General features: G+C 74.3%; 21 protein-coding genes. 6 read left to right on the top strand and 15 right to left on the bottom strand.

Going from position 1 to position 23422, the window contains the following annotated elements; all coding sequences use genetic code 11:
• Nucleotides 1-30 precede the first annotated feature (30 nt).
• The 6 genes from ACZ6I1_RS01445 to ACZ6I1_RS01420 all read right to left on the bottom strand — a co-directional run bounded on the left by ACZ6I1_RS01445 (nucleotide 31) and on the right by ACZ6I1_RS01420 (nucleotide 6879).
• The gene (locus ACZ6I1_RS01445) at nucleotides 31-552 is read right to left on the bottom strand and encodes a hypothetical protein (RefSeq protein WP_469281847.1); all 522 of its coding nucleotides are present in this window, start codon (nucleotides 550-552) and stop codon (nucleotides 31-33) included.
• Between the two features lie 72 nt (nucleotides 553-624).
• Nucleotides 625-1539 carry an arginase family protein gene (locus tag ACZ6I1_RS01440; RefSeq protein WP_469282013.1) on the bottom strand — a complete coding sequence of 305 codons (915 nt, stop codon included), beginning with the start codon at nucleotides 1537-1539 and terminating at the stop codon, nucleotides 625-627.
• A 104-nt stretch (nucleotides 1540-1643) separates the two neighbouring features.
• A complete protein-coding gene (locus ACZ6I1_RS01435; RefSeq protein ID WP_469281845.1) occupies nucleotides 1644-2303 on the bottom strand; it encodes a nucleoside/nucleotide kinase family protein in 660 nt (219 codons plus the stop codon).
• 28 nt (nucleotides 2304-2331) lie between these two features.
• Nucleotides 2332-3735, bottom strand: coding sequence for an extracellular solute-binding protein (locus tag ACZ6I1_RS01430; protein ID WP_469281843.1), 1404 nt, complete (start codon nucleotides 3733-3735; stop codon nucleotides 2332-2334).
• Nucleotides 3732-6524 carry a caspase family protein gene (locus ACZ6I1_RS01425; protein WP_469281842.1) on the bottom strand — a complete coding sequence of 931 codons (2793 nt, stop codon included), beginning with the start codon at nucleotides 6522-6524 and terminating at the stop codon, nucleotides 3732-3734. Before ACZ6I1_RS01425 ends, ACZ6I1_RS01430 begins: the two co-directional genes overlap by 4 nt.
• A gap of 4 nt (nucleotides 6525-6528) precedes the next feature.
• Nucleotides 6529-6879: a hypothetical protein gene (locus ACZ6I1_RS01420; protein ID WP_469281840.1), complete on the bottom strand. Its 351-nt coding sequence runs from the start codon at nucleotides 6877-6879 to the stop codon at nucleotides 6529-6531.
• Nucleotides 6880-7222: 343 nt separating this feature from the next.
• Between ACZ6I1_RS01420 and ACZ6I1_RS01415 the strand changes: the two genes are divergently transcribed.
• The gene (locus ACZ6I1_RS01415) at nucleotides 7223-7432 is read left to right on the top strand and encodes a hypothetical protein (RefSeq protein WP_469281838.1); all 210 of its coding nucleotides are present in this window, start codon (nucleotides 7223-7225) and stop codon (nucleotides 7430-7432) included.
• 106 nt (nucleotides 7433-7538) lie between these two features.
• Here ACZ6I1_RS01415 and ACZ6I1_RS01410 read toward each other — a convergent pair whose 3' ends face one another.
• The 5 genes from ACZ6I1_RS01410 to ACZ6I1_RS01390 all read right to left on the bottom strand — a co-directional run bounded on the left by ACZ6I1_RS01410 (nucleotide 7539) and on the right by ACZ6I1_RS01390 (nucleotide 13949).
• The gene (locus ACZ6I1_RS01410; RefSeq protein ID WP_469281836.1) at nucleotides 7539-8582 is read right to left on the bottom strand and encodes an NAD-dependent epimerase/dehydratase family protein; all 1044 of its coding nucleotides are present in this window, start codon (nucleotides 8580-8582) and stop codon (nucleotides 7539-7541) included.
• 161 nt (nucleotides 8583-8743) lie between these two features.
• Nucleotides 8744-9388, bottom strand: coding sequence for a dihydrofolate reductase family protein (locus tag ACZ6I1_RS01405; protein WP_469281834.1), 645 nt, complete (start codon nucleotides 9386-9388; stop codon nucleotides 8744-8746).
• A 183-nt stretch (nucleotides 9389-9571) separates the two neighbouring features.
• Complete coding sequence (locus tag ACZ6I1_RS01400; protein ID WP_469281830.1) at nucleotides 9572-11287, bottom strand: ABC transporter ATP-binding protein; 1716 nt, start codon at nucleotides 11285-11287, stop codon at nucleotides 9572-9574.
• On the bottom strand, nucleotides 11284-13056 hold the full coding sequence (locus ACZ6I1_RS01395; protein WP_469281828.1) for an ABC transporter ATP-binding protein: 1773 nt from the start codon (nucleotides 13054-13056) through the stop codon (nucleotides 11284-11286). The genes ACZ6I1_RS01400 and ACZ6I1_RS01395 overlap by 4 nt, the downstream gene beginning before the upstream one ends.
• Nucleotides 13053-13949 carry an alpha/beta hydrolase gene (locus ACZ6I1_RS01390; RefSeq protein WP_469281826.1) on the bottom strand — a complete coding sequence of 299 codons (897 nt, stop codon included), beginning with the start codon at nucleotides 13947-13949 and terminating at the stop codon, nucleotides 13053-13055. The genes ACZ6I1_RS01395 and ACZ6I1_RS01390 overlap by 4 nt, the downstream gene beginning before the upstream one ends.
• 118 nt (nucleotides 13950-14067) lie before the next feature.
• Here ACZ6I1_RS01390 and ACZ6I1_RS01385 point away from each other — a divergent pair, with 118 nt between their 5' ends.
• Nucleotides 14068-15132, top strand: coding sequence for a PucR family transcriptional regulator (locus ACZ6I1_RS01385; RefSeq protein WP_469281824.1), 1065 nt, complete (start codon nucleotides 14068-14070; stop codon nucleotides 15130-15132).
• A 33-nt stretch (nucleotides 15133-15165) separates the two neighbouring features.
• On the opposite strand, the gene ACZ6I1_RS01380 is transcribed toward ACZ6I1_RS01385, so the two are convergent.
• Together ACZ6I1_RS01380 and ACZ6I1_RS01375 are read right to left on the bottom strand one after the other, a co-directional pair.
• Nucleotides 15166-15846, bottom strand: coding sequence for a M15 family metallopeptidase (locus ACZ6I1_RS01380; RefSeq protein WP_469281821.1), 681 nt, complete (start codon nucleotides 15844-15846; stop codon nucleotides 15166-15168).
• A 50-nt stretch (nucleotides 15847-15896) separates the two neighbouring features.
• Entirely contained in the window at nucleotides 15897-16190 is a 294-nt protein-coding gene (locus tag ACZ6I1_RS01375; RefSeq protein ID WP_469281819.1) for an acylphosphatase, read from the bottom strand.
• A 29-nt stretch (nucleotides 16191-16219) separates the two neighbouring features.
• On the opposite strand from ACZ6I1_RS01375, the gene ACZ6I1_RS01370 reads away from it, so the two are divergent.
• A complete protein-coding gene (locus ACZ6I1_RS01370; RefSeq protein ID WP_469281817.1) occupies nucleotides 16220-16609 on the top strand; it encodes a VOC family protein in 390 nt (129 codons plus the stop codon).
• Between the two features lie 153 nt (nucleotides 16610-16762).
• Here ACZ6I1_RS01370 and ACZ6I1_RS01365 read toward each other — a convergent pair whose 3' ends face one another.
• Together ACZ6I1_RS01365 and ACZ6I1_RS01360 are read right to left on the bottom strand one after the other, a co-directional pair.
• Nucleotides 16763-17677: a TIGR04222 domain-containing membrane protein gene (locus ACZ6I1_RS01365; protein WP_469281813.1), complete on the bottom strand. Its 915-nt coding sequence runs from the start codon at nucleotides 17675-17677 to the stop codon at nucleotides 16763-16765.
• 100 nt (nucleotides 17678-17777) lie between these two features.
• On the bottom strand, nucleotides 17778-19277 hold the full coding sequence (locus ACZ6I1_RS01360; RefSeq protein ID WP_469281811.1) for a long-chain-fatty-acid--CoA ligase: 1500 nt from the start codon (nucleotides 19275-19277) through the stop codon (nucleotides 17778-17780).
• Between the two features lie 224 nt (nucleotides 19278-19501).
• Here ACZ6I1_RS01360 and ACZ6I1_RS01355 point away from each other — a divergent pair, with 224 nt between their 5' ends.
• The 3 genes from ACZ6I1_RS01355 to ACZ6I1_RS01345 all read left to right on the top strand — a co-directional run bounded on the left by ACZ6I1_RS01355 (nucleotide 19502) and on the right by ACZ6I1_RS01345 (nucleotide 23394).
• Complete coding sequence (locus ACZ6I1_RS01355; RefSeq protein ID WP_469281809.1) at nucleotides 19502-20209, top strand: hypothetical protein; 708 nt, start codon at nucleotides 19502-19504, stop codon at nucleotides 20207-20209.
• Nucleotides 20210-20264: 55 nt separating this feature from the next.
• Nucleotides 20265-21104, top strand: coding sequence for a dienelactone hydrolase family protein (locus ACZ6I1_RS01350; RefSeq protein ID WP_469281807.1), 840 nt, complete (start codon nucleotides 20265-20267; stop codon nucleotides 21102-21104).
• A gap of 106 nt (nucleotides 21105-21210) precedes the next feature.
• On the top strand, nucleotides 21211-23394 hold the full coding sequence (locus tag ACZ6I1_RS01345) for an FUSC family protein (RefSeq protein WP_469281805.1): 2184 nt from the start codon (nucleotides 21211-21213) through the stop codon (nucleotides 23392-23394).
• Nucleotides 23395-23422 lie beyond the last annotated feature (28 nt).

Genomic DNA, 23422 nt, shown 5'->3' with positions numbered 1-23422 from the left:
CCGGCGGGGCCCCGATCCCCTGCGCGTGTCTCAGAGGGCGCTCTTCGACGCGCTGGAGACGACGCACTCCTTGTACTCGCTGCCGTCGCCCTTGCCGGTATACGGCGTCGTGGCCTCGGCCGGCTTGGACGCGCCCGCCTTGACGGTGAGTGCGGCCACCTTGGCCTGGGCGGGGGTCGCGGTCGACGTGGCGTCCCCGCGGAACTTCATGGTGATGTTGTAGGTGTAGTCCACCGAACCGCTGTTGGTGACGGTGAGCCGGGCGACCAGGTTCTTGCCCGAGCTGTCGAGCTTGCAGCTGTCGATCTTGATGTCGCGCTCGGCCTTGTTGCTGCTGGAACCGCCGGTGACGGAGCCGGTGGTCGAACCGCCGCTGGTGCTGGTGCTGCTGCTGTCGCTGTTGCCGCCGGTGCTGCCCCCGCTGGAGCTGCTGGAGCTCGAGCCGGAACCGCTGCTGCCACCGCAGCTGGCGCCGTGGGAGCCACGGGCTCCGGTGAGTGCGAAGACGGCGATACCGAAGACGGCGACTGCGCGGACATGACGAAGCTTCACGTTCAACCCCGTTGAAATATCAGGAACCGAGACCACCCGTCTTGACGGGCGCACGTCACCTTAACAGCGAACTCAGGGGGCCCCGTCCCCGCTTGCGCGCGCGGCGCCGCCCCGGGCCCGTGCCGACAGGCCCCGGTGCAGGCAGGCGGTCAGGCGCGCTGCGATCAACCCCTCTGGGTCCAGGCGCGGGTTGAAGATCGTGACGTCGAGGCCGACGGCCCGTTCGCCGGCCAGTGCCGTGCGCAGCACGCTCTCCAGTTCCGGCCAACCCAGCCCGCCGGGAAGGCGGTAGTCGACGGCGGGCATGACCGCGTCGTCCAGGACGTCGACGTCGAGGTGGATCCAGTACCCGGCGCTTCCGCCGTGCGTGAGCCGGCTGACCGCCTCGCGCGCGGCGGTGGCGGCGCCGGCCGCGCGCACGGCGTCGAGGTCGATCGCACGCAGGCGTGACGGCAGCGGTTGCATCCCCGCCTCGCGGGATTCGGCGGAGTCGCGGAACCCGAACGCGACGGTGTCCTCGTCGCGGAGCAGCGGCCGGCGCCCTTCGAGGTCGGTGAGCAGCGCGGGGCCCCGGCCGGTGGCGAGGGCGAGTTCCATCGAGGCGGCCTCGCCGGTCGGCTCCGCCGAGGGCTGGTAGAAGTCGGTGTGGCCGTCGAGGAACAGCAGGCCGTAGCGGCCGCGGCGGCGCAGGGCGAGGAGCGTGCCGAGCAGGATGCTGCAGTCGCCGCCGAGGACCACGGGGAAGCGGCCCTCGTCGAGAACGGCGCCGACCGCGTCGGCCAGCAGGACGGAGTACCGCGCGATGCCGGCGGGGTTGAGGATCCCGGTGCCGGGGTCCCGCCGGGGGTCGTACTCCGGTGCCTCGACCCGGCAGGCGCGCACCAGCCCTGGGTGGTCCATGAGACCGGCGCCGAGCAGCGCCGCCGGCAGGTCCTGGACGCCGGACGGGCGCAGCCCGAGCACGGACGGTGCTTCGATGACGGCCATGTCGTGCACGTCTCAGCCCCTTCGCCGCCTGTCGAGAACCGGCGCCACGGACTCATGGTCCCGCAGGACGGCCACCCGTGCCGCGCCGACGGCGTCGGAGCAGGTCAGCCGGTGTCGAGGACGAGGTCGGCGCGGTGGCGCCCGGCGGCGACGAGGCGGGCGTTCGGCTCGTCCGACCGGGCCACCCACGCGCGTGCGTACGCCGGGTCCTTGCCGTGGCGCACGTGCCGGTCGACCAGGCGCCGGACCCGCAGGTCCTCGTCCGGGGCGAGGTACCAGGCCTCGTCCAGCAGCGGCCGTACCGCTGCCCACTCCCCCGCGTCGTGCAGCAGGTAGTTCCCCTCGGTGATCACCAGGGGTACGCCCGGGGTGACGGGGATGCTGCCGGCGATCGGTTCCTCGAGGGCCCGGTCGAAGGCGGGTGCGTACACCGTGGCCGCGTCCCCGGTGGCCGCGTCCCCGGTGGCCGCGTCGGATCCGCGCAGGCGCAGGCGGCGCAGGAGGGAGACGTAGCCGGCCGCGTCGAAGGTGTCCGGAGCGCCCTTGCGGTCGGCCAGCCCCACCCGGACCAGCTCGGCCTGGGCGAGGTGGAACCCGTCCATCGGGACCACCACGGCCGTCTCCGGCCCGAGCGCTTCGGCGAGCCGGGCTGCCAGCGTCGACTTTCCGGCTCCCGGTGGTCCGGCGATGCCGAGGATCCGCCGGCTGCCGTCCCGGGCGGCCAGCGCGGCCGCCCTCCCTACCAGTTCCGTCGTCGTGTGCACGGGTCCATCCTGCCCTCCTCGGGCCTCGTCAGGTGTGGGGCAGTGCGCTCTTGAGTTTTGCGTGCAGGTCGTTCGCGAGTTGCGCGGCCGAGGGCGGTTTGTCCGTGTAGAGCCGGCGCAGTTCGGCCGTGAAGGTCTGGGTGAAGGCGCCGTAGAGCGGCGTGCGGGGGCGCTGGACGGCGTTCTGCAGTGCGGGCAGCAGGGTGTCGCGCGCGTACTTCGGGCGGCCGTGCTCGTCCCGGGGCATGCGGTCGGTGCTCTCGGCGTTCGGAGTGGCCGGGACGGGGGGCTTCGCCATGGGACACGTCTGTGCGTTGTCGTTGTACGCGGACAGCCGGGTGGCCGCGAAGCCCGCGTCGAGCAGGCAGCGTTCGCTGTCGCGGCCGGTGAGGAATGTGATGAGCGCCTGGGCCGCCGGCCCGCGCTTCGACGCCTTGGTCACGGCGAGGTTCTGGCCGCCCAGGACCGCTCGGCCGGGCAGCGGGGCCACCGCCAGCTGCTGGTCGGTCAGGGACTGGTGCAGGGTGCGGTAGGCGTACGGCCAGTGGCGCAGGAAGGCGGTCCGGCCGTCGGCGAAGTCGCCGAGGGATTCGGCCTCGTCGGAGCGGCCGGCGTCACCGAGGGTGTAGGGGGCCTGCGTACGGTCGCGCAGCTCCCTCAGCCCCGCGTCCAGGTCCGCCACGGAACCGGTGTACCGGCCGGCGCCGTCGGTGAGGGAGAAGCCCTCGTCGGCGGAGGCGAACGCCTCGATGCCGTTGACGGTGAGGCCCTCGTACGGTGCGAGCTGCGTGGTCCACCCCTTCTCGTAGCCGTCCGCCGCACTGCGGCCGGCGTCCTGCACGGTGTCCATCAGCCGCTGCACCGTGGACCAATCGGTTCCCGTGCCGAGTCGGGTGTCCGTGACGCCCGCCTTCTTCAGGTAGTCCGGCCGGTAGAAGAGCAGCCCGACGTCGCTGTTGAACGGGACGGCGTACGTCTTCCCGGCCCAGCGGGCGGTGGCGGCGACGGAGGGGATGACGTCCTCGTCCAGCATGTCGTCGGGGAGCGGCTGGACCAGGCCCGCGTCCGCGAACTCCGGCACCCAGGTCACGTCGAGGTTGACCACGTCGTACTCCGCGCTGCCGGACTGGAGCGCCCCCAGCAGCTGGCTGCGCTGCTGGTCCGCCGAGCCCGGGAGCTCGACCAGCCGGGCCCGTGGGCCGGACCCCTTCTCCTCCTGCTGCCGGTTCCACTGCTCGATCAGCTTCTGCCGGATGCCGCCCTTGCCCGTCACGTCGCGTCCGCTGGCCACCACGATGTCGCCCTCCGCGACCGCTGCGTCGGCCGGCCCGCCCGTGGCCCCGGCCCCGCTGTCGCCGCTCCCGCTGCACGCTCCCAGGGTGAGGACCACCACGAAGACCGCCGCGCAGAGCCGTCTGCCGCCGCGCGTCACCCCTCGTCCCCCGTTCCCGCTCGGGCGACCTCGTCGCGCAGTCCGGCCACCAGATCGGTCCTGGTGTCCAGGCAGCGCCCGCCGCTCGCCTCGGAGATGACGGCGTCCGGCTTTCCCTTGTCGCAGCCGCCGCTGTCCAGGGATGCCATGACCACCGGAACCTTCCTGTCCCGCGCGTACGCGCGCAAGCCCTCGAGCCGTCCGCCCTCGGTCAGCCGGTTGTTGTCCTCGTCGTCGGTGATGTAGACGATCAGCTGCGGACGGTCGTCGTCGGCGCCGCGCCGGGCCATGTCGTCCAAAGCCGCGGTCAGGGCCCGGTAGGGATCCGCCTCCACGTCCTTGACCTGCGCCCGCTGGTCGATGGCACGCTCGGCTTCCTCGCGCCGGTACCGGCCGAAGGGCAGCAGCTCCTGGTGCGCGAGGGGGGCGCCGGGCGCGGCCGCGACCGCCCAGACGCCGTACTCGTCCTGATCCCCCAGGCCACCGAGCGACTGCTTGACGATGCCGGGCGCACCCCCCGGCCCCTCCCACAGGTCGCCCATCGAACCGGAACTGTCGACCAGGAACAGGACGCGGCCGGGCCCGTGGGCGTCCCGGTACTCCTTCAGTGCGGCGGCCATCGCGGCCTGCCGGGCGGGAGCGCCGAGGGTCCCGGGGCGGGTGACGGCGCCGAAGCCGCTGAAGGCGAGGTCGGGGGCGAGGGGCCGGTGCTCCCCCGCGGCGCTGCGGAAGCCGTCCTTGCCGAACTCCACGAGCCCGCCCCGGACCCCCTCCGACCCCGGGCCCGACCCCGAACCCGACCCCTTCCCCGGGCCGGTCCCGGTCAGCCAGGTGCGGAACCGCTCGACCGCGTCCTGCCGCGCGTCCTTGTCCCGGTCCGCCTCCCGCCAGCGCACCCGTACGAACGTCGGGTCCAGGCCCGGCGTGTCGTCGGGGTAGGCGGCCAGCCGCGGGGCCCGTGTCGTGCTGTCGCAGTCCACGCCGGACTTCATCAGGAACTCCGGTACCAGGGCGGCGGTGCGGTCGTCGACGGAGTCGTCGTCGGGCAGCAGGCACAGCAGGCTGCCGCCGGTGGGCGCGGGAGGACCGGGCTGCGCGACGCGGTTCTCGGCGGTGGCGGCGTTGGTGCCTCCCGCACCGCCGGCGCCTCCCGCACCGTACAGACCGATGGTCGCCACGAGCCCCGAGTCCGTGTGCTCCGGGTCCGGGCGGCGTACCTCCGCCTTCGGGTCGCGGGTGCGCACGGCGTCCATCAGTGTCGTGAGCGCGCCGGTCCGTTCGGCGATCGCCTCCGCCGCGAGGTGCTGCGGTACGGCGAGCACGAGCGGCGAGTAGGCGAACGGGGCTTGGTCGACGAGCAGTTCCACGTAGCTGCGCTGGTCCTGGGGCGGGCGGGCGCGGGCGGCGCTCGCCGAGGTCGCGGGGATCCAGATGTCCGGCTGGGGGCCGATGTCGCGCTGCGGGTTGACCGCTTCGGAGGTGGGCCGCTGCCAGGGGTCGGACTGGTCGTGGAACGCGGCGACGACGTCCGCGGCGCCGGCGCTGTACACCGTGATGCCGCTGCGCCGGCAGCCGTCACCGGTCCGGTTCGCGTCCGAGACCAGGTACACCTCCGTCGCCCGGCGTACGGTGGGCTCGATGTCGGGGTCGGTGAGCAGCCGGAGTTCGAGCGGGGGCCCGCAGGGGTGACCGCCGCCGAAGAGGTCCCCGGCGAAGTGGTATCCGGCGGGGACGAGGCCCGCGAGCACGGTGAGCAGTCCGGCGCCGGCCGCGACCGCGCGGGTCCGGGCGGTCAGGCGAAGACGGCCGGTCCGGTTCGGATCGCCGGCAGGGCGCGGACGACGCGTTCCGGGAAGCGGCCACGAGGGCCGCCGGCGCCATAAGGGCCTGTCGGGCACGGCTGTCAGGTCCGGGCGGCCCGCCTCGGGATCCGCCCCGGCCGCCCCCGCCCCGGGAACCGCTGCCGGATCCGCCCCGTCCGCCGGGCCGCCCGCGCCCGCTGCGCCGGCGCCCGCGGAGCCGGCCACGAGCAGCACGTCCGTGCCCGGATCGGCCCGGCGGCTCTGCGGCTCCCACTGTTCGGCGGGCTCGCGCAGCGTCGTGTGATGCGCGGACATGTACGCCCGCACCCGCTCCGCGAGCTCCTCGAATCCCACGGGGGGCGTGGCTGCGCCGTGACCGTCGACGCGCAGTTGGCGGATCAGCTCCGCGGTGAACGGGGTCGGGGTGGTGTCGTCCCCCGCGTCGATCCGGTTGTTGGCCTGCACGCTCATGAACAGCGATATCCGGTGCCGCTGCGAGGTGTCGAGCGCGTCCCAGGCCGCCGAGGCGTTGCCCGCGTAGCAGCAGTCGAGCACCACGACCACGTGCACCGCCCTGGTGCGGGTGAGCACGGCCAGGACGCTCTTCCAGGGGACGGCCCCTCGGAACACCGACTCCGTGCCCGCCACGATCGTCGCCGCGCGCATCAGGAGCCACAGTTCGTCACCGGTGCTGGGCACGGCGCCGTGTCCGGCGAAGTAGAGCAGGAGGAGGCCCTCGGCCTCTTCGACGGCCTCGTCCAGGCGGCGGTCGAACTCGTCCACGTTGCGCGGCCGGACGACTCCGATCTCGCCCTCGCGGAACACGCCGCCTCCGCGCAGGGCGTCCTCGAGGCCGACCAGGTTGTGTTCGACCGCCCCGAGGTTGCCGGGCACTCCGAACGGGTGGCCGGGCTGCGTGAACTCGTACGAGGGCACGCCGACGAGCAGCGCTCTGTTCACCTTCCCGCGCGGATCGAAGCGCGCCATCGGACTACCTCGCGTCGCCGTCCGGCACGACGTCGACCTCGACCTCCGGGGGTTCCCCGCGTTCGACGGAGCGGCGGTTCTCCCGCCATGCCCGTACCCCGCTCTTCGCCTGCTCGTACACCTCGTCGAAGAGCTTGGGGCCGATGATGCCGACCAGGACCAGTGTGATCTCCAGGCCGGTCCCCATCGGGCTGCCGGCGTGCTCCTCGGCCCCGGCCTGCTCCCTGATCTCCAGGTCGCCGCTGCTCCTGAGCGCCTCCAGTTTGTGTTCCCGTTCGAGCCACGCCTTCAGGGCACCGACGTCGCTCGCGCTCGCCCCGTGCCCCAGGCGTATCCGGACAGCCGTCTTCGCCAAACCCTCCCCCTGGTTCATAACTCAGCATCATGGCACGAGGGTTGGGGGCGTGGGGAGACATCGGTCCGGTGCAGGTCCGCACCCGCGCGCGCCGGGCGGCCGCCGGGGACGGGCGTACACCATCACGCCAGGCCGACATGTCGTGACCGCCGACCCGGCGCCACCGCTACGGAGCCGGACGTTCCGCTGCCACTCGCGCCCCGCAGGCGCCCCGCAGGCACCCCGCAGGCACCCCGGCAATGGACGGGCCGCGTGTGCATGGGGGCGGGCGAACGGGGGCAGGCGCGCTGCGGGACAGCCCGCCCGACGGACCGGTGGGGCGGGGAGACCCGAGGAGGACGCCATGGACGAGCAGGGCGGCGCGGGAGGAGTCCCGCTGCACGACGAGGAGGAGCAGGGCCGTCACCGCAAGCCGCACGCGGAGCGCCGCGACGACGGGAAGACGTCGGCCGCCGACACGGACGAGGCGAGCCGCCTCGACCGGCCTCAGCAGCCCGAGAAACCGGGCGCCGGCGGCAAGGGGACGCGCTGGGCGAGCCCGCGGGACGAGTGACCCGAGCGGTCACGCGCCGGAGGGCCGGCCCGGATGGGTCGGCCCTCCGGCGGGTCGGCAGTGGGGGCGGCCCGCCCAGGACCGTTCAGACCGTTCAGGCGGCCCCTCAGGCGGCCAGGGGCGCCGTGGCCATCCCCGCACCCTCCCGCAAGCCCGCCAGGAACTCCTCGACGGCCTCCACCGCCGTGTACGCGGGCTGCCAGGCCAGCTCCGTACGGGCCCGGGAGGAGTCCAGCAGGGGCAGCCGCAGGACGGCGTCGAACAGGTCCGGTGACGCGGGCGCGAGGTGCAGTCGCCAGGCGGCGGCGAGCGCGGCCCTGACCGGGGCGCTCGGCATGGGGAGCCGGCGGGCGTGCAGGATGCCCGCGAGGACGTCCGCGTCCAGGGGCGGGTCGGCCGCCAGGTTGAACGCTCCGCGTACCGGGCGGGTGGCGGCCGCCAGGTAGGCGGCGGCCGCGTCGTCGGTGTGCAGGGCCTGGAAGGTCAGGCCCGGCAGATCGGGGACGGCGGGGATCAGGCCGGGCCGGATGAGTCGTCCCGGCAGGAGCCGCCCCGCGAAGATCCTGCGCTGTTCGGAGGCCGAGGTCCGCTTGAACAGGAACGCCGGGCGCATGCGGACCACCCGGACGTCCGGGTGCGCCTGCTCGAAGGCGTCGAGGACGCGTTCGAGGTAGGCCTTCTCGCGGGTGTACGCGGCCTGCGGCCACCCGTGCGTAGGCCAGGATTCGTCGACCTTCCGGTCCTTGGGCCCGGGTGAGTACGCGCCGACGGACGAGGCGTGGACGAGGGCGGGCACGGCTGCTTCCGCCACGGCGTCGAAGACGCGCACGCTTCCGAGGACGTTGGTCCGCCAGGTCTGCGCCGGGTGGTGGGTCGGCTGGAACTTCCAGGCGAGGTGGATCACGGCGTCTGCCCCGGCGAACAGCGGCACGAGGTCCGGGCCGTCCGGTTCCACGTCCACGGCGGCCCAGGTCGTCTTCGCGGGCCTCCACTGGGGCACCCGGCGGGCCAGGCCGAGGACGGACGTGACGGCCGGACTGTCCGCACAGGCCTGGACCACGCTCGTTCCGACGTTTCCGGTGGCGCCGACGACCACGACCCGCAGGCCGTCGTCACCGGGTTCGGTGGGCAGGGGGCGGGGGCGAGTCATCCTGGGGGCTCCCTTCGGGAGGCGCGGTGTCCCTCGTACGACGCGCCTAACCCGCACCGGGCCGGGCAAACCTCGCCCGCCGCACGGACCGGGGCCGATCGGCGCGCGCAACGGGCGCGCCGGGCGCGCCGGCGACACGCCGCCGACGGCCGCCCCGCATGTCACCGTCGCCAGAACAGGTGGTGCGTCACACCGCTCGGGCTGGGCACGACGTCGAGGTGGAACCGGTCCAGCAGCTCCTCGGGCGACTCCCAGAGGCGTACTCCGGATCCGAAGCGCACCGGCGAGACGGCCACGTGCAGGGTGTCGACGAGGTCGGCGTCGAGGAACTCCCGGATGGTGGTGGCCCCGCCGCCGAGGCGGACGTCCTTGCCCTGCGCCGCCTCCTTCGCCCGGTCGAGGACCGTGGCCGGATCGTCGTCGACGAAGTGGAAGGTGGTGTCGGAGAGCGTGAACGAAGGGCGCTCGTAGTGGGTCATGACGAACACCGGGGTGTGGAAGGGCGGCTCGTCACCCCACCAGCCGCGCCAGTCGTGGTCCTGCCAGGGCCCGCGCTGGGGCCCGAACTTGTTGCGGCCCATGATTTCGGCGCCGATGTTGTGCGCGAAGTCCCGCGTGAAGTAGTCGTCGAGGCCGCGGCTGCCCCCGGGGTCGGTGCGGCGGGGCCAGCTCGCCGTGGCGCCGGCCCAGGCGAACAGGGCCCCGGGATCGACGTCGCCGAACGGCCGCTCGAGGGTCTGGTGCTCACCGGCGCCGAATCCGTCACTCGAGACGTTGAAGTTCTGGACTCTCAGCAGTTGCTCCACGCGTTTCCTCCTGCGTAGTCGAGGACGAGGAGACGGCCCGCGCCGGGTATGCCCCTCGCCGCTGCCGTGCCATCCAACCCGCTCCTGCCACGGAACGCGATCACCGGTCCGGCGAGCCCCCGCAGGCCGTCAGCCGTCGGGCGCATCCCGCCGGCCGGCCGGCCGGGGGCGGACACCACCCGTTCACTCACCGGCCGCCGCCGCCAGGGAGAGGTCCTGGAAACGGGCGTAGCGGCCGCCGAGGTGCAGCAGTTCGTCGTGGGTGCCCGCCTCCACGATCCGGCCGCCGTCCAGGAAGACGATGCGGTCGGCCCGTCGGACGGTCCGCATCCGGTGCGCGACCATCACCACGGTACGCCCCGCCATCAGGCGCTCGATGCCCTCGTGGGCCGCGGCCTCGTTCACCGGGTCCAGTGCGGAGGTCACCTCGTCCAGCAGCACGATGGGCGCGTTCTTCAGCAGCGCGCGTGCGATCGAGACGCGCTGGCGTTCGCCGCCCGACAGCAGCGCCCCGCCCTCGCCGACGTGCGTCGCCCATCCCCCGGGCAGTCGCTCGATCACCTCGTCCAGCCGCGCCGCGGTCGCGGCCGCCCGCACCTCGGAGTCGTCGGCGTCGGGGCGACCGAGACGCACGTTCTCCTCGATCGTGCCGTCGAAGAGGTAGACGTCCTGGAAGACGAACGCGATCCGCGCCATCAGCACCTCGGTGTCGATCGCCCGCACGTCCACGCCCCCCACGCGCACCGCGCCCGCGTCGACGTCGTAGAACCGTGCGATCAGCTGCAGCAGGGTGCTCTTGCCGGCTCCCGAGGGTCCGACGACGGCGAGCCGCTGTCCTTCCGGCACGGTCAGCGACACGTCGTCGAGCACCGTGCGGTCCCCGTGCCGGAAGCCGACGGAGTCGAACTCCAGGTCGTGGCCCGCCGGCCGGACCGGTTCGGCGGGTTCGGGCAGCGGCTCCGTGCGCAGCAGCGTGTCGAGCCTCTCCAGCTCGGCGCGGGCGCCGCGCAGTTGACCGCCCAGGTCCGCCAGCGACAGCAGGGGGTCAGCGCACCGGGCGGCGAGTACCAGGATCGCGAGAACCTCCGCCGCGCCGATGTTCCCGCTGAGCGCGAGGGAGGACCCCAGGACCAGCAGCACCGTGAACACGGCCTGCACCGTGAGCGTCAGACCCAGTACGCCGGGCAGCGCCGACAGCGTGGAGCGGCGGGACGCGCGCCGGAGTTCACGCAGCGAGTCGTCGAGCGCCCGGAAGCGTTCCGTGGTGCGGCCGCCGGCCCGCAGCACCGGCTGGGCCTGGAGGTACTCGACGACCCGCGCGGTGGCCTCGTGTTCGCGTGCGGCGCGCTCGGTGTCGGTGGCGGCCATCGAGCGTCCGGTCCGGATCTGGATCGCCGCCACGAGCGGAACGGCGGCCAGCGCGGCCAGTCCCAGCTGCCAGTTGAAGAAGAGCAGCACGGCGACGATCGTCAGGGGAGTCACACAGGCGGAGACGAACGGCGCCAGCAGGTGCGCGATCACGCTCATCGCCTGCAGGACCCCGGGGCCGGCCAGGCCGGACACCTCCCCGACGCGGCCCGCGCTGTACCAGCCGAGGGGAAGCCGGGCCAGGTGATCGCCGATGCGGTGATACATGCCGTGCAGCAGCGTGGTCCCGGCGCGGAATCCGGACAGGTCGCTGACGTAGCGCAGGACCGCGTAGACCGCGACGGCGGTCCCGAACGCGAGCAGCCAGGGCCGGGCGTCCTCGGGCGTGCTCCCGAACAGTGCGCGCAGCACGGGCACCAGCAGCGCGTAGGACAGTCCCTCGACCACGGCGGTCGTCGTCATCAGGGCCACGGTGCGGCGCACCGGCGGGGCGTACTCGGGGCCCAGCACGCGCAGCAGCAGTCGGATCATCGGTCCTCGTCTCCTTGCCTTGCGGCGTCGGGGGTGTCCTGCTCGTGGGTGGCCGCCGGCCGGCGCGACTGCCAGAACGCGGCGAACTTTCCGCCCCGTGCCAGCAGTTCGGCCGGTTTGCCGTGCTCGACGATCGATCCGTCGTCCAGCATCACGACGGTGTCGGCGTCGGCGACCGTCTCCAGGCGGTGGGCGATGACCAGAACCGTCCGCTCGCCGCCCAGCGCCGCGAGGGTCCGGCGCACCGCCTGTTCGGTCTGCGGGTCGGCGAAGGCCGTGGCCTCGTCGAGTACGAGCACGGGTGTGCCGGCGAGCAGTGCGCGGGCGAGCGAGAGCCGCTGTGCCTCGCCGCCCGACAGGCCGGCCTCCTCGCCGATCACCGTGTCGTATCCGCGGGGCAGTTCGAGGATCCGCTCGTGGATGCCTGCCATCCGGGCGGCCCGCTCCACGTCGTCGAGGCCGGCGTGCGGGACCGCCAGCGCGATGTTGTCCGCGACCGACGCGCGCAGCAGGCGCACGTCCTGGAAGACGAACGAGACCATCCGGTGCAGCTCCCGGCTGTCGAGATCGCGCAGGTCGACACCGCCCAGGGAGACCGAACCGGAGGTCGGGTCGAAGAACCGCGGCAACAGCCGGACCAGGGTGGACTTTCCGCTTCCCGACGGCCCGACGACCGCGGTGACCGTGCCCGGCTCGAGCACCAGGTCGATCCCGCGCAGCACTTCGCGGCCGGCTTCGTAGCCGAATCGGACGTCGCGCAGTGCGATCCGGTGGCCGCGTGGTGCGACCGGGTGCGCCGGTTCCGGCAGGGGCCGCACGGCGAGCACGTCCCGGATCCGGCCGACCGCGCGTCCGGCGGCCTGCATGTCGTCGAAGCCGTGGCCGAGGGCCGCCACCGGAGCGGTCAGGCCCAGTCCGAGCAGCAGGAAGGGCAGCAGGTCGGCCGGCGCCAGTCCCCCGGTGGTGATCAGAGCCGTTGCGCCGATCAGTACGGCGAGCAGGACGAACGGGGGCGACAGGACGAGCTGCATGCCCGCGGCGATCCCGGCGAGGCCGCGCACCATCCGGTAGAAGACGGTGACGAACTCGTCGGTGGCCGTGCGGAACCTGCGGTGGGCGCGCCCGGATCCGCCGAACGCCTTGACCACCGCGATGCCCTGCACGAACTCGACGACGGAACTCGAGATCCGCCCCATGGCCGCGTCGAACTCCTTCTGCTCGCGCAGCCGGGTCGGGGTCATCATCAGCGGAACCAGCGCCACCGCCAGCACCACCGGTATCAGCGTGATCAGCGTGAGCCGCCAGTCGACGGTGAACAGGTACACCAGCGACACCAGCGGGACCACGAAGGCGGAGACGAGCTCGCCGGGGGCGTGGGCGATGAACGGGTGGACGGCGCTGACGTCCTCCCCGACCACCTTCGCCAGCTCGCCGGTCCGGCGCCGGGAAAACCAGCCGATCGGCACCCGGCCCAGCCGTTCGGCGAGTTGGCGGCGGAACGAGAGCTGCACCCGGACGTCGAGGAGGTGCCCGAGCCCGGAGGACGCGGCGGTCAGCAGCAGCCGGACGAACAAGCCCGCCGCACCGGCGATGACGACGAACCGGACGTGCCCGTGATCCACCGGGCCGGGCGACAACAGCGCCCGGCCCAGTTCGGCGACCGCCAGCAGCGGCGCCAGGCCCGCGACGGCGCCGATGACCTGCAGGGCCACCACGGCGGCGAAACTCCCCGCGTACGGGCGCAGCAGTCCCGCCGTGCCCGGCTTCACGGGGCGAGGGCGCGGCGCAGCGCGGAGCCGAGTTCGGTGATCTGCCGCTGCGAGACGGCGGCGGACTGGATCGCCAGCGATCCGTGGAACGTGCCGGGCCACTGGTGCAGCTCCACCGGCACTCCCGCCTGCAGCATGCGCAGCGCGTAGTCGATGCCCTCGTCGCGGTTCGGGTCGAATTCCGCGGTGGCGACGTAGGCGGGCGGAAGGCCGGACAGGTCCTCGGCGCGGGCCGGTGCGGCGTAGGGGGTGGCGGGCTGGGAGCCCAGGTAGTGGCCCCATGCGGCAGCGCGAACGGCGCGGTTGTTCCAGGGGGTGTCGGTGAAGTTCCGGGCGGACCACGTCTGCTGCCGGTCGTCGAGGATGGCCTCGTTGAGGAGCTGGAAGGCGATCGGCGGCCCCTGCTCGTCACGGGCCCGCAGGGCCACCGCGGCCGCGATCCCCGCGCCGGCGCTGTGGCCGCCGACCGCGATCCGGTCCTGGTCGATGCCGAGTTCGGGCGCGTGGTCGTGCGTCCAGTTCAGCACGGCGTAGACATCGTCGAGTGCGGCCGGGAAGCGGTTCTCGGGCGACAGGCGGTAGTTGACGGTGATGACGACCGCTCCGGCGAGGTGCGCCATCGGGGCGGCCCACAGGTGCTCGGTGTCCAGGTCACCGCCGACCCATGCGCCGCCGTGCAGCCAGATGACGGCGCCCCGCGCCTGGTGCGGGCGGTAGACGCGGACGGCCACGTCGGGATCGGCGGCCACCGTGCGGTCCGTGATCTCCAGTCCCGCGGTGTCCGGTGCCGGCCGTGAGGTGGCCATCTCGGCGTACGTCGTGCGGAAGGCGACCGGGTCGCTCAGGTCGGTACGGGGCAGCAGGGGGATGAATGCTTCGAGTTCGGGATCCATGTCGGCCATCCTCACCGCCGGCCTGCCGCGGGATCATCCGCCAACTGTCGCGCGTCCGGCCCGGATCGCGCGCCGAACGGCGCTTCTTCTCGCTGCCGTGGGGACCTATCCTCCTGGAATGGAGGCACTGGCCGTACGGCTGTCGGGAATGGACTCGTACGTCGAGGGCGCGATCCGCGTCGTCGCGTTCTACGACACCCTGATGCGCCGGCGGGTGGACCTCCCGGCACTCGCCCGGGCCTCGGCGGCTCTGGCCGAGTGCGTGGCGGGGTTCCAGCTCCACGGCACCGGCCGGATGACCCGCATGTCGCCCGACGGCAGGCCGGCGTCCGGCCCGCCGGCACCCCCGTCCACGACGGCGCCGATCACCCTCGACGACGAGGAGATCGGCACGGTGTGGCTGGAACGCCCCGGCTCGCCGAATCCGCTCGACGAGGTGCTCCTCGACCGGCTCGCGATCGCCGCCGCGACGGCCGTCGAGCGGTACGGCCCGGCCCGCACCACCATGGCCGACCCCGCCCTCGTCGAGCTGGCGATCAGCGAGGACAGCGAGGAGGCGGCCAGAGCCCGGGCGCTGCGACTCCTCGGATTCACCGCGGAGCTGCCGGTGCACGTGCTCGCCGTACGCTCGCACCTGCCGCTCGACCGGATCGGCTCCCTGCTCTGCCCCGGCCGCCTGGTGAAGGCGGCTTCCCTCGCCGATGTGGGCGTCATCCTGGCCACGGCCGTCGACCCCGACCGGATTCCGGCGGACGTGTACGCGGGCATCGGCGCCGCCGAAGGCCCCGACCGCTCCTGGCGGCAGGCCCGCACCGCCCTCCGCTTCGCCGGCGCACGTCAACCAGTGGTCCACTACGACGACTTGGGGGCGCTGGCGCTGCTCGCGCACGTGCCTCAGGACGCCGCCCGGGACAATGCCGACGTGGCCGCGATCGCCCGCATCGCCGGCACGCCGGACGATCTGGAGACTCTCGACGCCTACTGCGCCACCGGCTCCTTGCGCCGGGCCGCCGACCGCCTCCACCTGCACCACAGCAGCGTGGCCCGCCGGCTCGAGCAGATCGCGCGGTCCCTGGGCATCGAACTCACCGAACCGGCCGGACTGGTACGGGCCAGCGTGGCCCTCACCGCGTGGCGGCTGCTCGACTCGGCGGAGGGTGCCGGGGTTCGCCAAGGCGGTTGAGCTGCGCCTCTCGCCTCGTCAGCCCACGCCCGGTCAGCCTCCCGTCGCCGAGAAGTGCTGGTAGTCGGGTGGGGACCAGCCGCCGCCCCAGTGCCAGCCCACCTCCTCGAAGGCCCGGGTGACGACGTCGTCGGGGCGGATCATGCCCGGGGCCCGGCGGTCCCTGCGCAGGTACGGGCGGCCGGCGGCGGGGTGGGGAGTGCCGCCGCGGTCCACATAGGGGTTCTCGAGCGGGTTGACGTCCACGGCGTCCCCGTAGGCGTGCCGGGAGCGGCGGCCCGGGTCCCCGGTGACCTGCCGGCAGTTGAAGGCGGAGGTGTTGTCGTCCGCCATCGACCGGGCGTCGTCCCCGCCGTACGCCGCGGCCGGCCGCATGCGGCGGATGGGGAACCTCGCCTCGAAGGCCTTGCCGAAGACGCGCAGGAGGGGCTGTACCGCCCGCTCGTGGACGACGAGTTCACCCCGGTGGACCTTGCCGTCGAAACCCCAGTGGTTCATCCGGATCAGCCGCAGCCGGTCGGGGCCGACCGGGCAGCCCGGCCGGTACGTGGCGCCCAGCGCCGCGTCCGGCACCCGCTGCACCTCGGCGGCCAGCACCGCGCGGTCCTCGCGCACCCGGACCACGGGCGGGCCGGAGGGAGCGGCCGTGCAGGCGGCGAGGGTGGCGGTGCACAGGACGACGGCCGCCGCGGCGGCGTGGGGGGCCAGGCGCACGCCATCGCGGCGGCGCCGGCCTTCGTCGCCGCACGCCGCGCCGGCCGGGCTCAGCCCGTGTCCCGGTGGGTGAGCCGTACCTCGAAGCCGCGCAGTTCCTCCGGCGCCGCCGTTTCCTCGCGGACCTCGACGGCGCGCACGTCGGCCGCCGGAGGCCCCGTGCGCGCCCACCGCACCATCGCCTCGACGGCGGCCTCGCCGCCTTCGAACAGCGCCTCGACGCCGCCGTCGGGCAGGTTCCGTACCCAGCCCGACACGCCGTGGGCGAGCGCCTCGCGGCGGCAGGTGTCCCGGAAGAACACTCCTTGCACGGTCCCCGACACGATCACGCGCTTGCGTACCATGCTCCGACCATAAGGCGAGGCTGGGAGTCATGGTCGTGCACGTACTGGGCAGCAGGGTCCTCCTGACCCCCACGGACCCCGAGCGTTCGCGCGTCTTCTACGGGGACACGCTCGGGCTGGCCGTCTACCGCGAGTTCGGCACCGGCCCCGAGCGCGGCACGGTCTACTTCCTCGGCGGCGGCTTCCTCGAGGTGTCGGGACGCGCCGAGGCGCCGCCCGGTCCCGGGGTACGGCTGTGGCTCCAAGTCGCGGACGTGCAGGCGGCGTACGAGGAACTGCGCGGCAGCGGCGCGGAGGTGCTGCGGCCGCCGCAGCGCGAGCCCTGGGGCCTGATCGAGATGTGGATCGCCGACCCGGACGGCGTGCGCATCGCCGTGGTGGAGGTGCCGGCGGACCACCCCCTGCGCTTTCGCCCGTGACCGGGCGTGGCCGCCGCCGTGATTTCCCGGGCATCCGCCGTTTGGGTGACCGGGCGCGGGGCAGAAGGGGACTGCCGCCCCGCGGTCGAACGCGGGGCGGACCACATGCGCCCACCGAGCGACGCGGTCGGGCTCCGCGCGCCGCGTTGTGGGTCACGGCGGGTGCGACCCGGCGGCGGTTGCTCCGTTCGAGGGGGCGCGAAGCCGGACTCGACGGGCTCGCGCTGCACGGCCGTACCGGCGCCGGGTGGGCTGCGGTCCGCGGAGGGCGCGGGCGAGGCCCGTGGCGGGCGGCAGCGCGCCGAGGCCTCGCAGGGCGACCTCGGCCAGGGTCCGGGCCTCCTCGGCCGAGAGGCTCCGCCCGACCGGGGTGGCGCTCACCCATGCGCCGTCCGGGTCCAGTTCGGCGAGACGGCGCCGGCCCTCGCCCATGAGCTGCAGGGCCGGCGGCCGCGGCGTCAGGCGGGCCACGAGCACCCCGGGTGCGAGGACGGCGACGACGACGGCCGCGGCCGTGGCCGTGGCCGGTTCGGCATCGCGGACGGCCGCCGCCACGATCCAGCCAAGCCCCAGCAAGGCGGTCAGGGCCTGGGCTCCCCCGTGCGCACGGACGCAGCTCCCGTACGGCCCGGACGGGATCCGGCGCTCCACCAGCCCCTCGTCGAACAGCCGGCTCCCCGCCCAGCGCAGGGATTCCGCCCGGGCCGCGGCGTCGCGGACCTGCCGTGCGTCGCGCCCGCGGCTACCGCTGCCGTACGCGGCCGCCACGGCGGCCCGGGCCGGATCCCGGGGTCGCGGGCCGGGTGCGAGCGTGATCCCGTAGCGGCCGGTCACCGACAGCCGGCCGGCCAACAGGAGCCCGGTCATCGCCGTCTCGGCCACCCGCTCGCGCCCGCCGAGGAGGAACGCCGCCTCGTACAGGCCCAGCGGCGCCGACGCCGCGCTGCCGGGCGGCCGCTCGCGCCTCCGGGGGCGGTACATGACCCACCAGAACGAAGCCCGGCTCACCCCCACGGACAGCGTCACCAGCGCGGCGAGCGCGAAGCACGCGAACACCGGTCCGTCCACGCCCCGCTCCCCCGCCGCTCGCCCGGTGACGGAGGCCGATTGTGAAGCCTGCGGCCGGGAAGGGCAATCCCCGTGACCCGCCCGCGTGAGCGAGCGGCCGTCAGTCCTCGATCGCGATCTCGCGCTTGAGGATCTTGCCCGTGGGGCCCTTCGGCAGGCCCGGTACCAGCTGGACGATCCTGGGGTACTTGTACGGGGCCACGCGGGCCTTCACGAACGCGCGGAGTTCGTCCGCGGTGACCTCGGCGCCCGGCTTCAGCGTGACCACGGCGGCGACCTCCTCGCCGTGGACCGCGTGCGGGACGCCCACGACGGCGGCCTCGGCCACGGCCGGGTGCTCGTAGAAGACCTCTTCGATCTCGCGCGGGTAGACGTTGTAGCCGCCGCGGATGACCAGGTCCTTCTTGCGGTCGACGATGAAGTAGAAGCCGTCCTCGTCGCGCCGCGCCAGGTCGCCGGTACGGAACCAGCCGTCGGCGAACGCGGCTTCGTCGGCCTCCGGGCGGTTCCAGTAGCCGGGCATGACGTTGGGGCCCTGCACGGCGATCTCGCCGACCTCGCCCTCGGCGACGTCCTTGCCCTCGTCGTCGATCAGGCGTACCCGCACACCGCTGATCGGGGTACCGATCGAGCCGGGCTTGCGGGGCCCGTCGAGCGACCCGAACGTGACCACCGGGGCGGTCTCGGACAGCCCGTAGCCCTCGACGACCGGGCATCCGAACGCCGACTCGAAGCGGTGCAGCACTTCCACGGGCATCGCCGAGCCGCCGGTCACGGACAGCCGCAGGCCGCTGTCGCCCGGCAGACCGGTCGAGCCGGCCGCGTCCGCGGCGGCGAGCAGGCCCAGGAACATGGTGGGCACGCCCTCCATCACGGTGACCCGGTCGCGGGCGAGGATCTCGAGCGCCTTCGCCGCGTCGAACCGCGGCAGCAGGGTGATGCGGGCGCCGATGAGCACGGCCGCGTTCAGGCCGCAGGTCTGGCCGAAGACGTGGAAGAAGGGCAGGCCTCCGAACACCGTGTCCGAGGCCGACATGTGCAGCAGGTCCACCACGGCGGCCGTGTTGCTGCCCAGGTTGCCGTGGGTCAGCCGGGCGCCCTTGGGCCGGCCGGTGGTACCGGAGGTGTAGAGCAGCACGGCGAGGTCGTCGGTGTCCCGGTCCACGACGTCGGTACGCGGCTCGGCGGCGGCCAGCGCGGCGCCGAACTCCTCGGCGGTGACGTCGACGCAGTCGATGCCCAGCTCGGCCGCCGCGGCACCGGCCTCGGGCAGCGCCTGCCCCCAGGCCAGGACCAGCCGGGCGCCGCAATCCCCGGCGCTGTAGCGGATCTCGGGGGACTTCAGCAGCGGGTTCATCGGGACGGCGACCGCGCCGGCCCGCAGGACGCCGTAGTAGACGACCGCGAAGTGCGGGATGTTCGGCAGCAGGATCGCCACCCGGTCCCCGGGCCCGACGCCCCGGGCGGCCAGCCAGCCCGCGACGCGTGCGCTGCGCTCGTCCAGCGACCGGTAGTCGAGCGCCAGGCCGTCCCACTGGATCGCCGTGCGGTCGGGGTTCGCCGCCGCGGTGCGGGCCAGGTTGAGGGCGAGGTTGGTCATCTTTGACTTCTTTCTGATGGTTCGGTCTTCGGGTGGGCGCCGGTCGCCGGGCCGGGCGGCTGTCAGCGGCCCGGCCCTGCCCACCGGCCAGGCTATCGGTCGGACGTGCGGTGCCCACCGCGCCGAAGACCGGTCCGGCTTGAAGGAGTCGGGGCAGGTCGATGGCGTGTCCGTGCCCTGTGTGACCATGGCTCGTCGACACACCCGCGCCTCATGGGGGGACCATGCGCACCCGCACCACCACCGCCACGACCGGCCTCGCCGCCGCGCTCGCAGCGCTGCTCGTCCTGGCCGGCTGCACCGCACCGGGCACGAGCCCGCGCGGGGCGGTGAGCTCCGGACCTTCCGCGCCCGCACCGAGCGGCGGGTCCGCGTTCAAGGGACCCCGGCCGCAGGACCAGAACCTGCTGGCGTGGACCGGCGACCCCAATGACGCGGGGCACGTCACCGCGCAGTCCGCCGCGGGGGTCGGGGGCCGGGTCACCCTGGTGCGGATCGTCCTGCGCGAGGAGATCACCTGGTCGAACATCTGGCTGGGACTGGCCGGACTCGACCCGAACGCCCAGCTCGCCAACTGCTACCTCGGGGTGTACGACGCCAAGGGCACCCTGCTCGCGGCCACCCCGGACATCTCGCCCCAGCTGATGACCGAACCGATCGCCAAGCCGCTCCCCCTCGCCAGGCCGTTCACCGCCGCGCCCGGCACCTACTTCATCGCCCTCCTGCTCAACGGCACCTGGGCCACCAACGCCCTCACCCTGAAGTCCACCGGGGCCGGCATCTCCGTGAACGCCGGTCTGACGCCGCCGCAGCTCCGGTACAGCACGATCCTGACCGGTCAGACCTCGCTGCCGGCCTCCGTCGACCTCGCCGAGCAGTCCACCAGCACCATCAACACCGGCTGGGCGAGCCAGTGGTACGGAATCTCCTGAGCCCCTCGGTGTAACGTGCCGACGGGTCAAGCGGGTTGACGGAGGGGGCGGTACCGTGGCGGACCACGACCTGACCGGTTTCACCCGGAGCACGTTCACCCACGAAGGTGCCTCCCGCGGGATACTGCGCCGCGGTACGGGCCCGGCGGTGATCATCATGGCGGAGATCCCGGGCATCACCCCGAAGGTCGTCGAGTTCGCCGAACGCGTGGCGGCGTCGGGCTGTACGGCCGTGCTGCCGGTGCTCTTCGGCACGCCCGGCCGGGACGCGAACCCGGCCGCCCGCGGCTGGCCCGGTACCGGGCGCTACGTGGCCTCGTCGCTGTGGCGGGTCTGTGTGAGCCGGGAGTTCACCCTGCTGGCCACGGGCCGCAGTTCGCGCGTCGTGCACTGGCTGCGCGCGCTGGCCGCCGCGGAGCACGAACGCTGCGGCGGGCCCGGAGTCGGCGCCGTCGGCATGTGTCTGACCGGCGGATTCGCCCTGGCCATGGCCACGGACGAGCGGCTGTTGGCCCCCGTCCTGTCCCAGCCGTCGCTGCCGCTGGCGTGGACGCCGGGGCGGGCCGGCGCCGTCGACATCAGCCCGGAGGATCTCGCGGTCGTCCGCGCGCGGTGTGAACGCGAGGGGCTCCACGTCCTGGGGCTGCGGTTCCGGGGCGACCGCCTCGTCCCCGGGGAGCGGTTCGCGCACCTGCGGCGCGAACTCGGTGACGCGTTCGTCGCCGTCGAACTCGACGACAGCGCGGCGAACCCCGACGGCGTGTTCGCACCGCACTCCGTCCTGACCGAGCACCTCGTCGACGAGCCCGGGCAGCCCACCCGGCAGGCGCTGGACACGGTCCTCGCCCTGTTCCGCACCCGGCTGCTCGGCGAACAGCCCCCGGCCACCGCCTGACCCGGTCCGCCCCGGGCGCCGTACCGTCCTGCCGGCAGCCGTGCCCGGACGCGAGGAAACACCGGCGCCGCGTGCCGGTCGGCCGGGGCCGGGGGATGCTGGTTGCATGGCTGGCGTTCCCCGGGTGCGGCTGCCCGCCGCCTACCGGGCGGCGGCCCGGCGGTCGGTGCGGGTCACGCTGGCGGGCAGCGCCGGTTTCTACCTGTTCCTGTACGGCTTCGGCTCGGCCGCCGCGGCGACCTACGCGCTGTTCGCCGCCGTGGCGATGGCGGGCCTGTCGCACATCCCCGGTACCGGACGGCAGCGCGCCGCGGTGCTCCTGCGGCTGCTGCCCGCCTGCTGGGTGCTGATCACGATCGGCACCTACCTGTCCGTACGGACCTGGAGCGCGGCCCTCGGGATGCTGGTGGCCGGGTTCGCGCTGGCCTTCGCGGCCGTGGGCGGCCCGCGCCCGGCGGGGGCCGCGCCGGGCCTCCAGCTGATGTACATCCTGCCGTCCTTCCCGCCCTACGATCCCGGTTCGCTCGGCGAACGGCTGGCGGGCGCGACGACGGGCCTCGCGCTGCTCGTCCTCGCGGAGGCGCTCGTGCTGCCCGATCCGCCGACCGTCCCGTACCGGGAGCTGGCCGCGCGGGCCGCCGACACCGCCCGGCGCTGCGCCGACGAGCTGACCCGGGGGACCTGCACGCTGTCCGACGCGACGGTGCGGGCCGCGCACCAGGCGGGTACCGGGCTGCGGTCCTCGCTCGTACCGGAAGCCGAACGGCCGGCCGGAGCGGGCCTGCGGGACCGGGCCCTGGCCCATACCGGTCTGGCCCTGCGCACCCTGCTGAGCAGGCTGTCCGTGCTGCCGCCCGCCCCCGGCGGGCCGGATCCGAGCCGGGCCGGGCTGGACGTGCTGCGCGCGGTACGGGACGCGGCGGAGGAGACGGCCGGCCTCCTGCGCGGCCGGGCACCCGTCGGGGACGCGCACGCGGAGCTACTGCGGGCCCGTGCGGCCCTGGCCGCGGGCCCGGCCGCCGACGCCTCCCCGGCGATGCTGCGCCGGTACGTGGCGGTGCTGGAGGCGGCGGACGCCGGGCTGGCGATGTCGACGGCCGCGGGGATCGCGGTACGGGGCCGCGCGGGCGCGGAGCGGGCGGCGCCGGGGCGGTTCTGGTACGCCCGGATGTCCGCACCACAGCTGTGGTGGCGGCGGTTGGAGGGGCACGCCGGCGGGCGGTCGGTGTTCTTCCAGAACGCGGTGCGGATCAGCCTGGCGCTGGCGGCGGCCCGGGTGATCGCGGGGGCGGATTCGCTGCCGCACGGGTTCTGGGTGCTGCTGGCGACCTTGACCCTGACGCGGACGACCGTACGGGAGACCCGGTCGACCATGCGGGTGGCGCTCACCGGGACGCTGATCGGCGCCCTGGTCGTGGCCGGGCTGCTGGCGCTGGTGGGGACGGACATCGCGGTGTACGCGGCGGCGCTGCCGCCGCTGATGCTGGTCGCCTTCACGCTGGGGCCGGTCAAGGGGGTGGGCTGGGCCCAGGCCCTGTTCACGCTGGTGATCGCCCTGGTGTTCGCGCAGCTGGCGCCCGCTACCTGGCAGCTGGCCGAGTTCCGGTTGCTGGACGTGCTGACCGGCAGCGCGATCGGCGCGGTGTTCGGGCTGCTCGCCTGGCCGCGGGGCGCGCAGGACGAGCTGCGGCGGTCGATGGCGGTGCTGCTGCGGGGCACGGCGGAGACCGTGGTGGCCACGACCGCGCAGCTGGCGGCGGGCGGGGTGCGCAAGCCGGTGACCGCGGCGCCGGGGCACCGGTCCCTGCAGCACGCGCTGATCATGGCGGAGTCGGCGTACGCGCAGTTCCAGAGCGAGCCGAAGGAGCCGGCCGCGCCGTCCGCCGGGCCGGACTGGCAAGCGGCGCTGATGACCGGCCACCACACGCTGTGGGGTGCGGGCCGGTTGCTGGCGCCGCCCGAGCGGGTCGCCGAACCGCCGCTGGGGCGGGAGCCCGCGGCGGCGGTGACCCGGCTCGGGGACCGGGTGGCGGGACGGATGCTGCTGGTGTCGGCGCGCCTGGACCCGAGCGGCGACACCCCGCAGGAGCCGGTGCCGCTGCGGGACGCGGAGTTCGACGGATTCACGGCCGAGCCACCGGGCGCCCCGACGTCGTACTACGCCGCCGCGGAGTGGCTGGACTCGCTCATGGCGGACCTGGAGCGCATCACCGGACAGTCCGGGGAGGGACAGGCCGGACGGGACGGACAGGACGGACAGGACGGACCCGCAGTCGCCCTTCGCGTGTGACCCGGGGGCCGGTCCGCCGGCGGATGCG

It is taken from the genome of Streptomyces sp. NPDC046303 (genome assembly GCF_055588085.1).
Note: the sequence above shows the minus strand (reverse complement) of the source record. Positions and strands in the feature narration are given on the sequence as shown.

Excerpts from the sequence above, each read along its gene's own strand:
- ACZ6I1_RS01390 (WP_469281826.1), bottom strand. The coding sequence starts at position 13,949 with ATGGATCCCGAACTCGAAGCATTCATCCCCCTGCTGCCCCGTACCGAC.
- ACZ6I1_RS01345 (WP_469281805.1), top strand. The coding sequence starts at position 21,211 with ATGGCTGGCGTTCCCCGGGTGCGGCTGCCCGCCGCCTACCGGGCGGCG.
- ACZ6I1_RS01440 (WP_469282013.1), bottom strand. The coding sequence starts at position 1,539 with ATGGCCGTCATCGAAGCACCGTCCGTGCTCGGGCTGCGCCCGTCCGGC.
- ACZ6I1_RS01410 (WP_469281836.1), bottom strand. The coding sequence starts at position 8,582 with ATGACTCGCCCCCGCCCCCTGCCCACCGAACCCGGTGACGACGGCCTG.
- ACZ6I1_RS01400 (WP_469281830.1), bottom strand. The coding sequence starts at position 11,287 with ATGATCCGACTGCTGCTGCGCGTGCTGGGCCCCGAGTACGCCCCGCCG.
- ACZ6I1_RS01385 (WP_469281824.1), top strand. The coding sequence starts at position 14,068 with ATGGAGGCACTGGCCGTACGGCTGTCGGGAATGGACTCGTACGTCGAG.
- ACZ6I1_RS01355 (WP_469281809.1), top strand. The coding sequence starts at position 19,502 with ATGCGCACCCGCACCACCACCGCCACGACCGGCCTCGCCGCCGCGCTC.
- ACZ6I1_RS01415 (WP_469281838.1), top strand. The coding sequence starts at position 7,223 with ATGGACGAGCAGGGCGGCGCGGGAGGAGTCCCGCTGCACGACGAGGAG.
- ACZ6I1_RS01360 (WP_469281811.1), bottom strand. The coding sequence starts at position 19,277 with ATGACCAACCTCGCCCTCAACCTGGCCCGCACCGCGGCGGCGAACCCC.
- ACZ6I1_RS01370 (WP_469281817.1), top strand. The coding sequence starts at position 16,220 with ATGGTCGTGCACGTACTGGGCAGCAGGGTCCTCCTGACCCCCACGGAC.
- ACZ6I1_RS01425 (WP_469281842.1), bottom strand. The coding sequence starts at position 6,524 with ATGGCGCGCTTCGATCCGCGCGGGAAGGTGAACAGAGCGCTGCTCGTC.
- ACZ6I1_RS01375 (WP_469281819.1), bottom strand. The coding sequence starts at position 16,190 with ATGGTACGCAAGCGCGTGATCGTGTCGGGGACCGTGCAAGGAGTGTTC.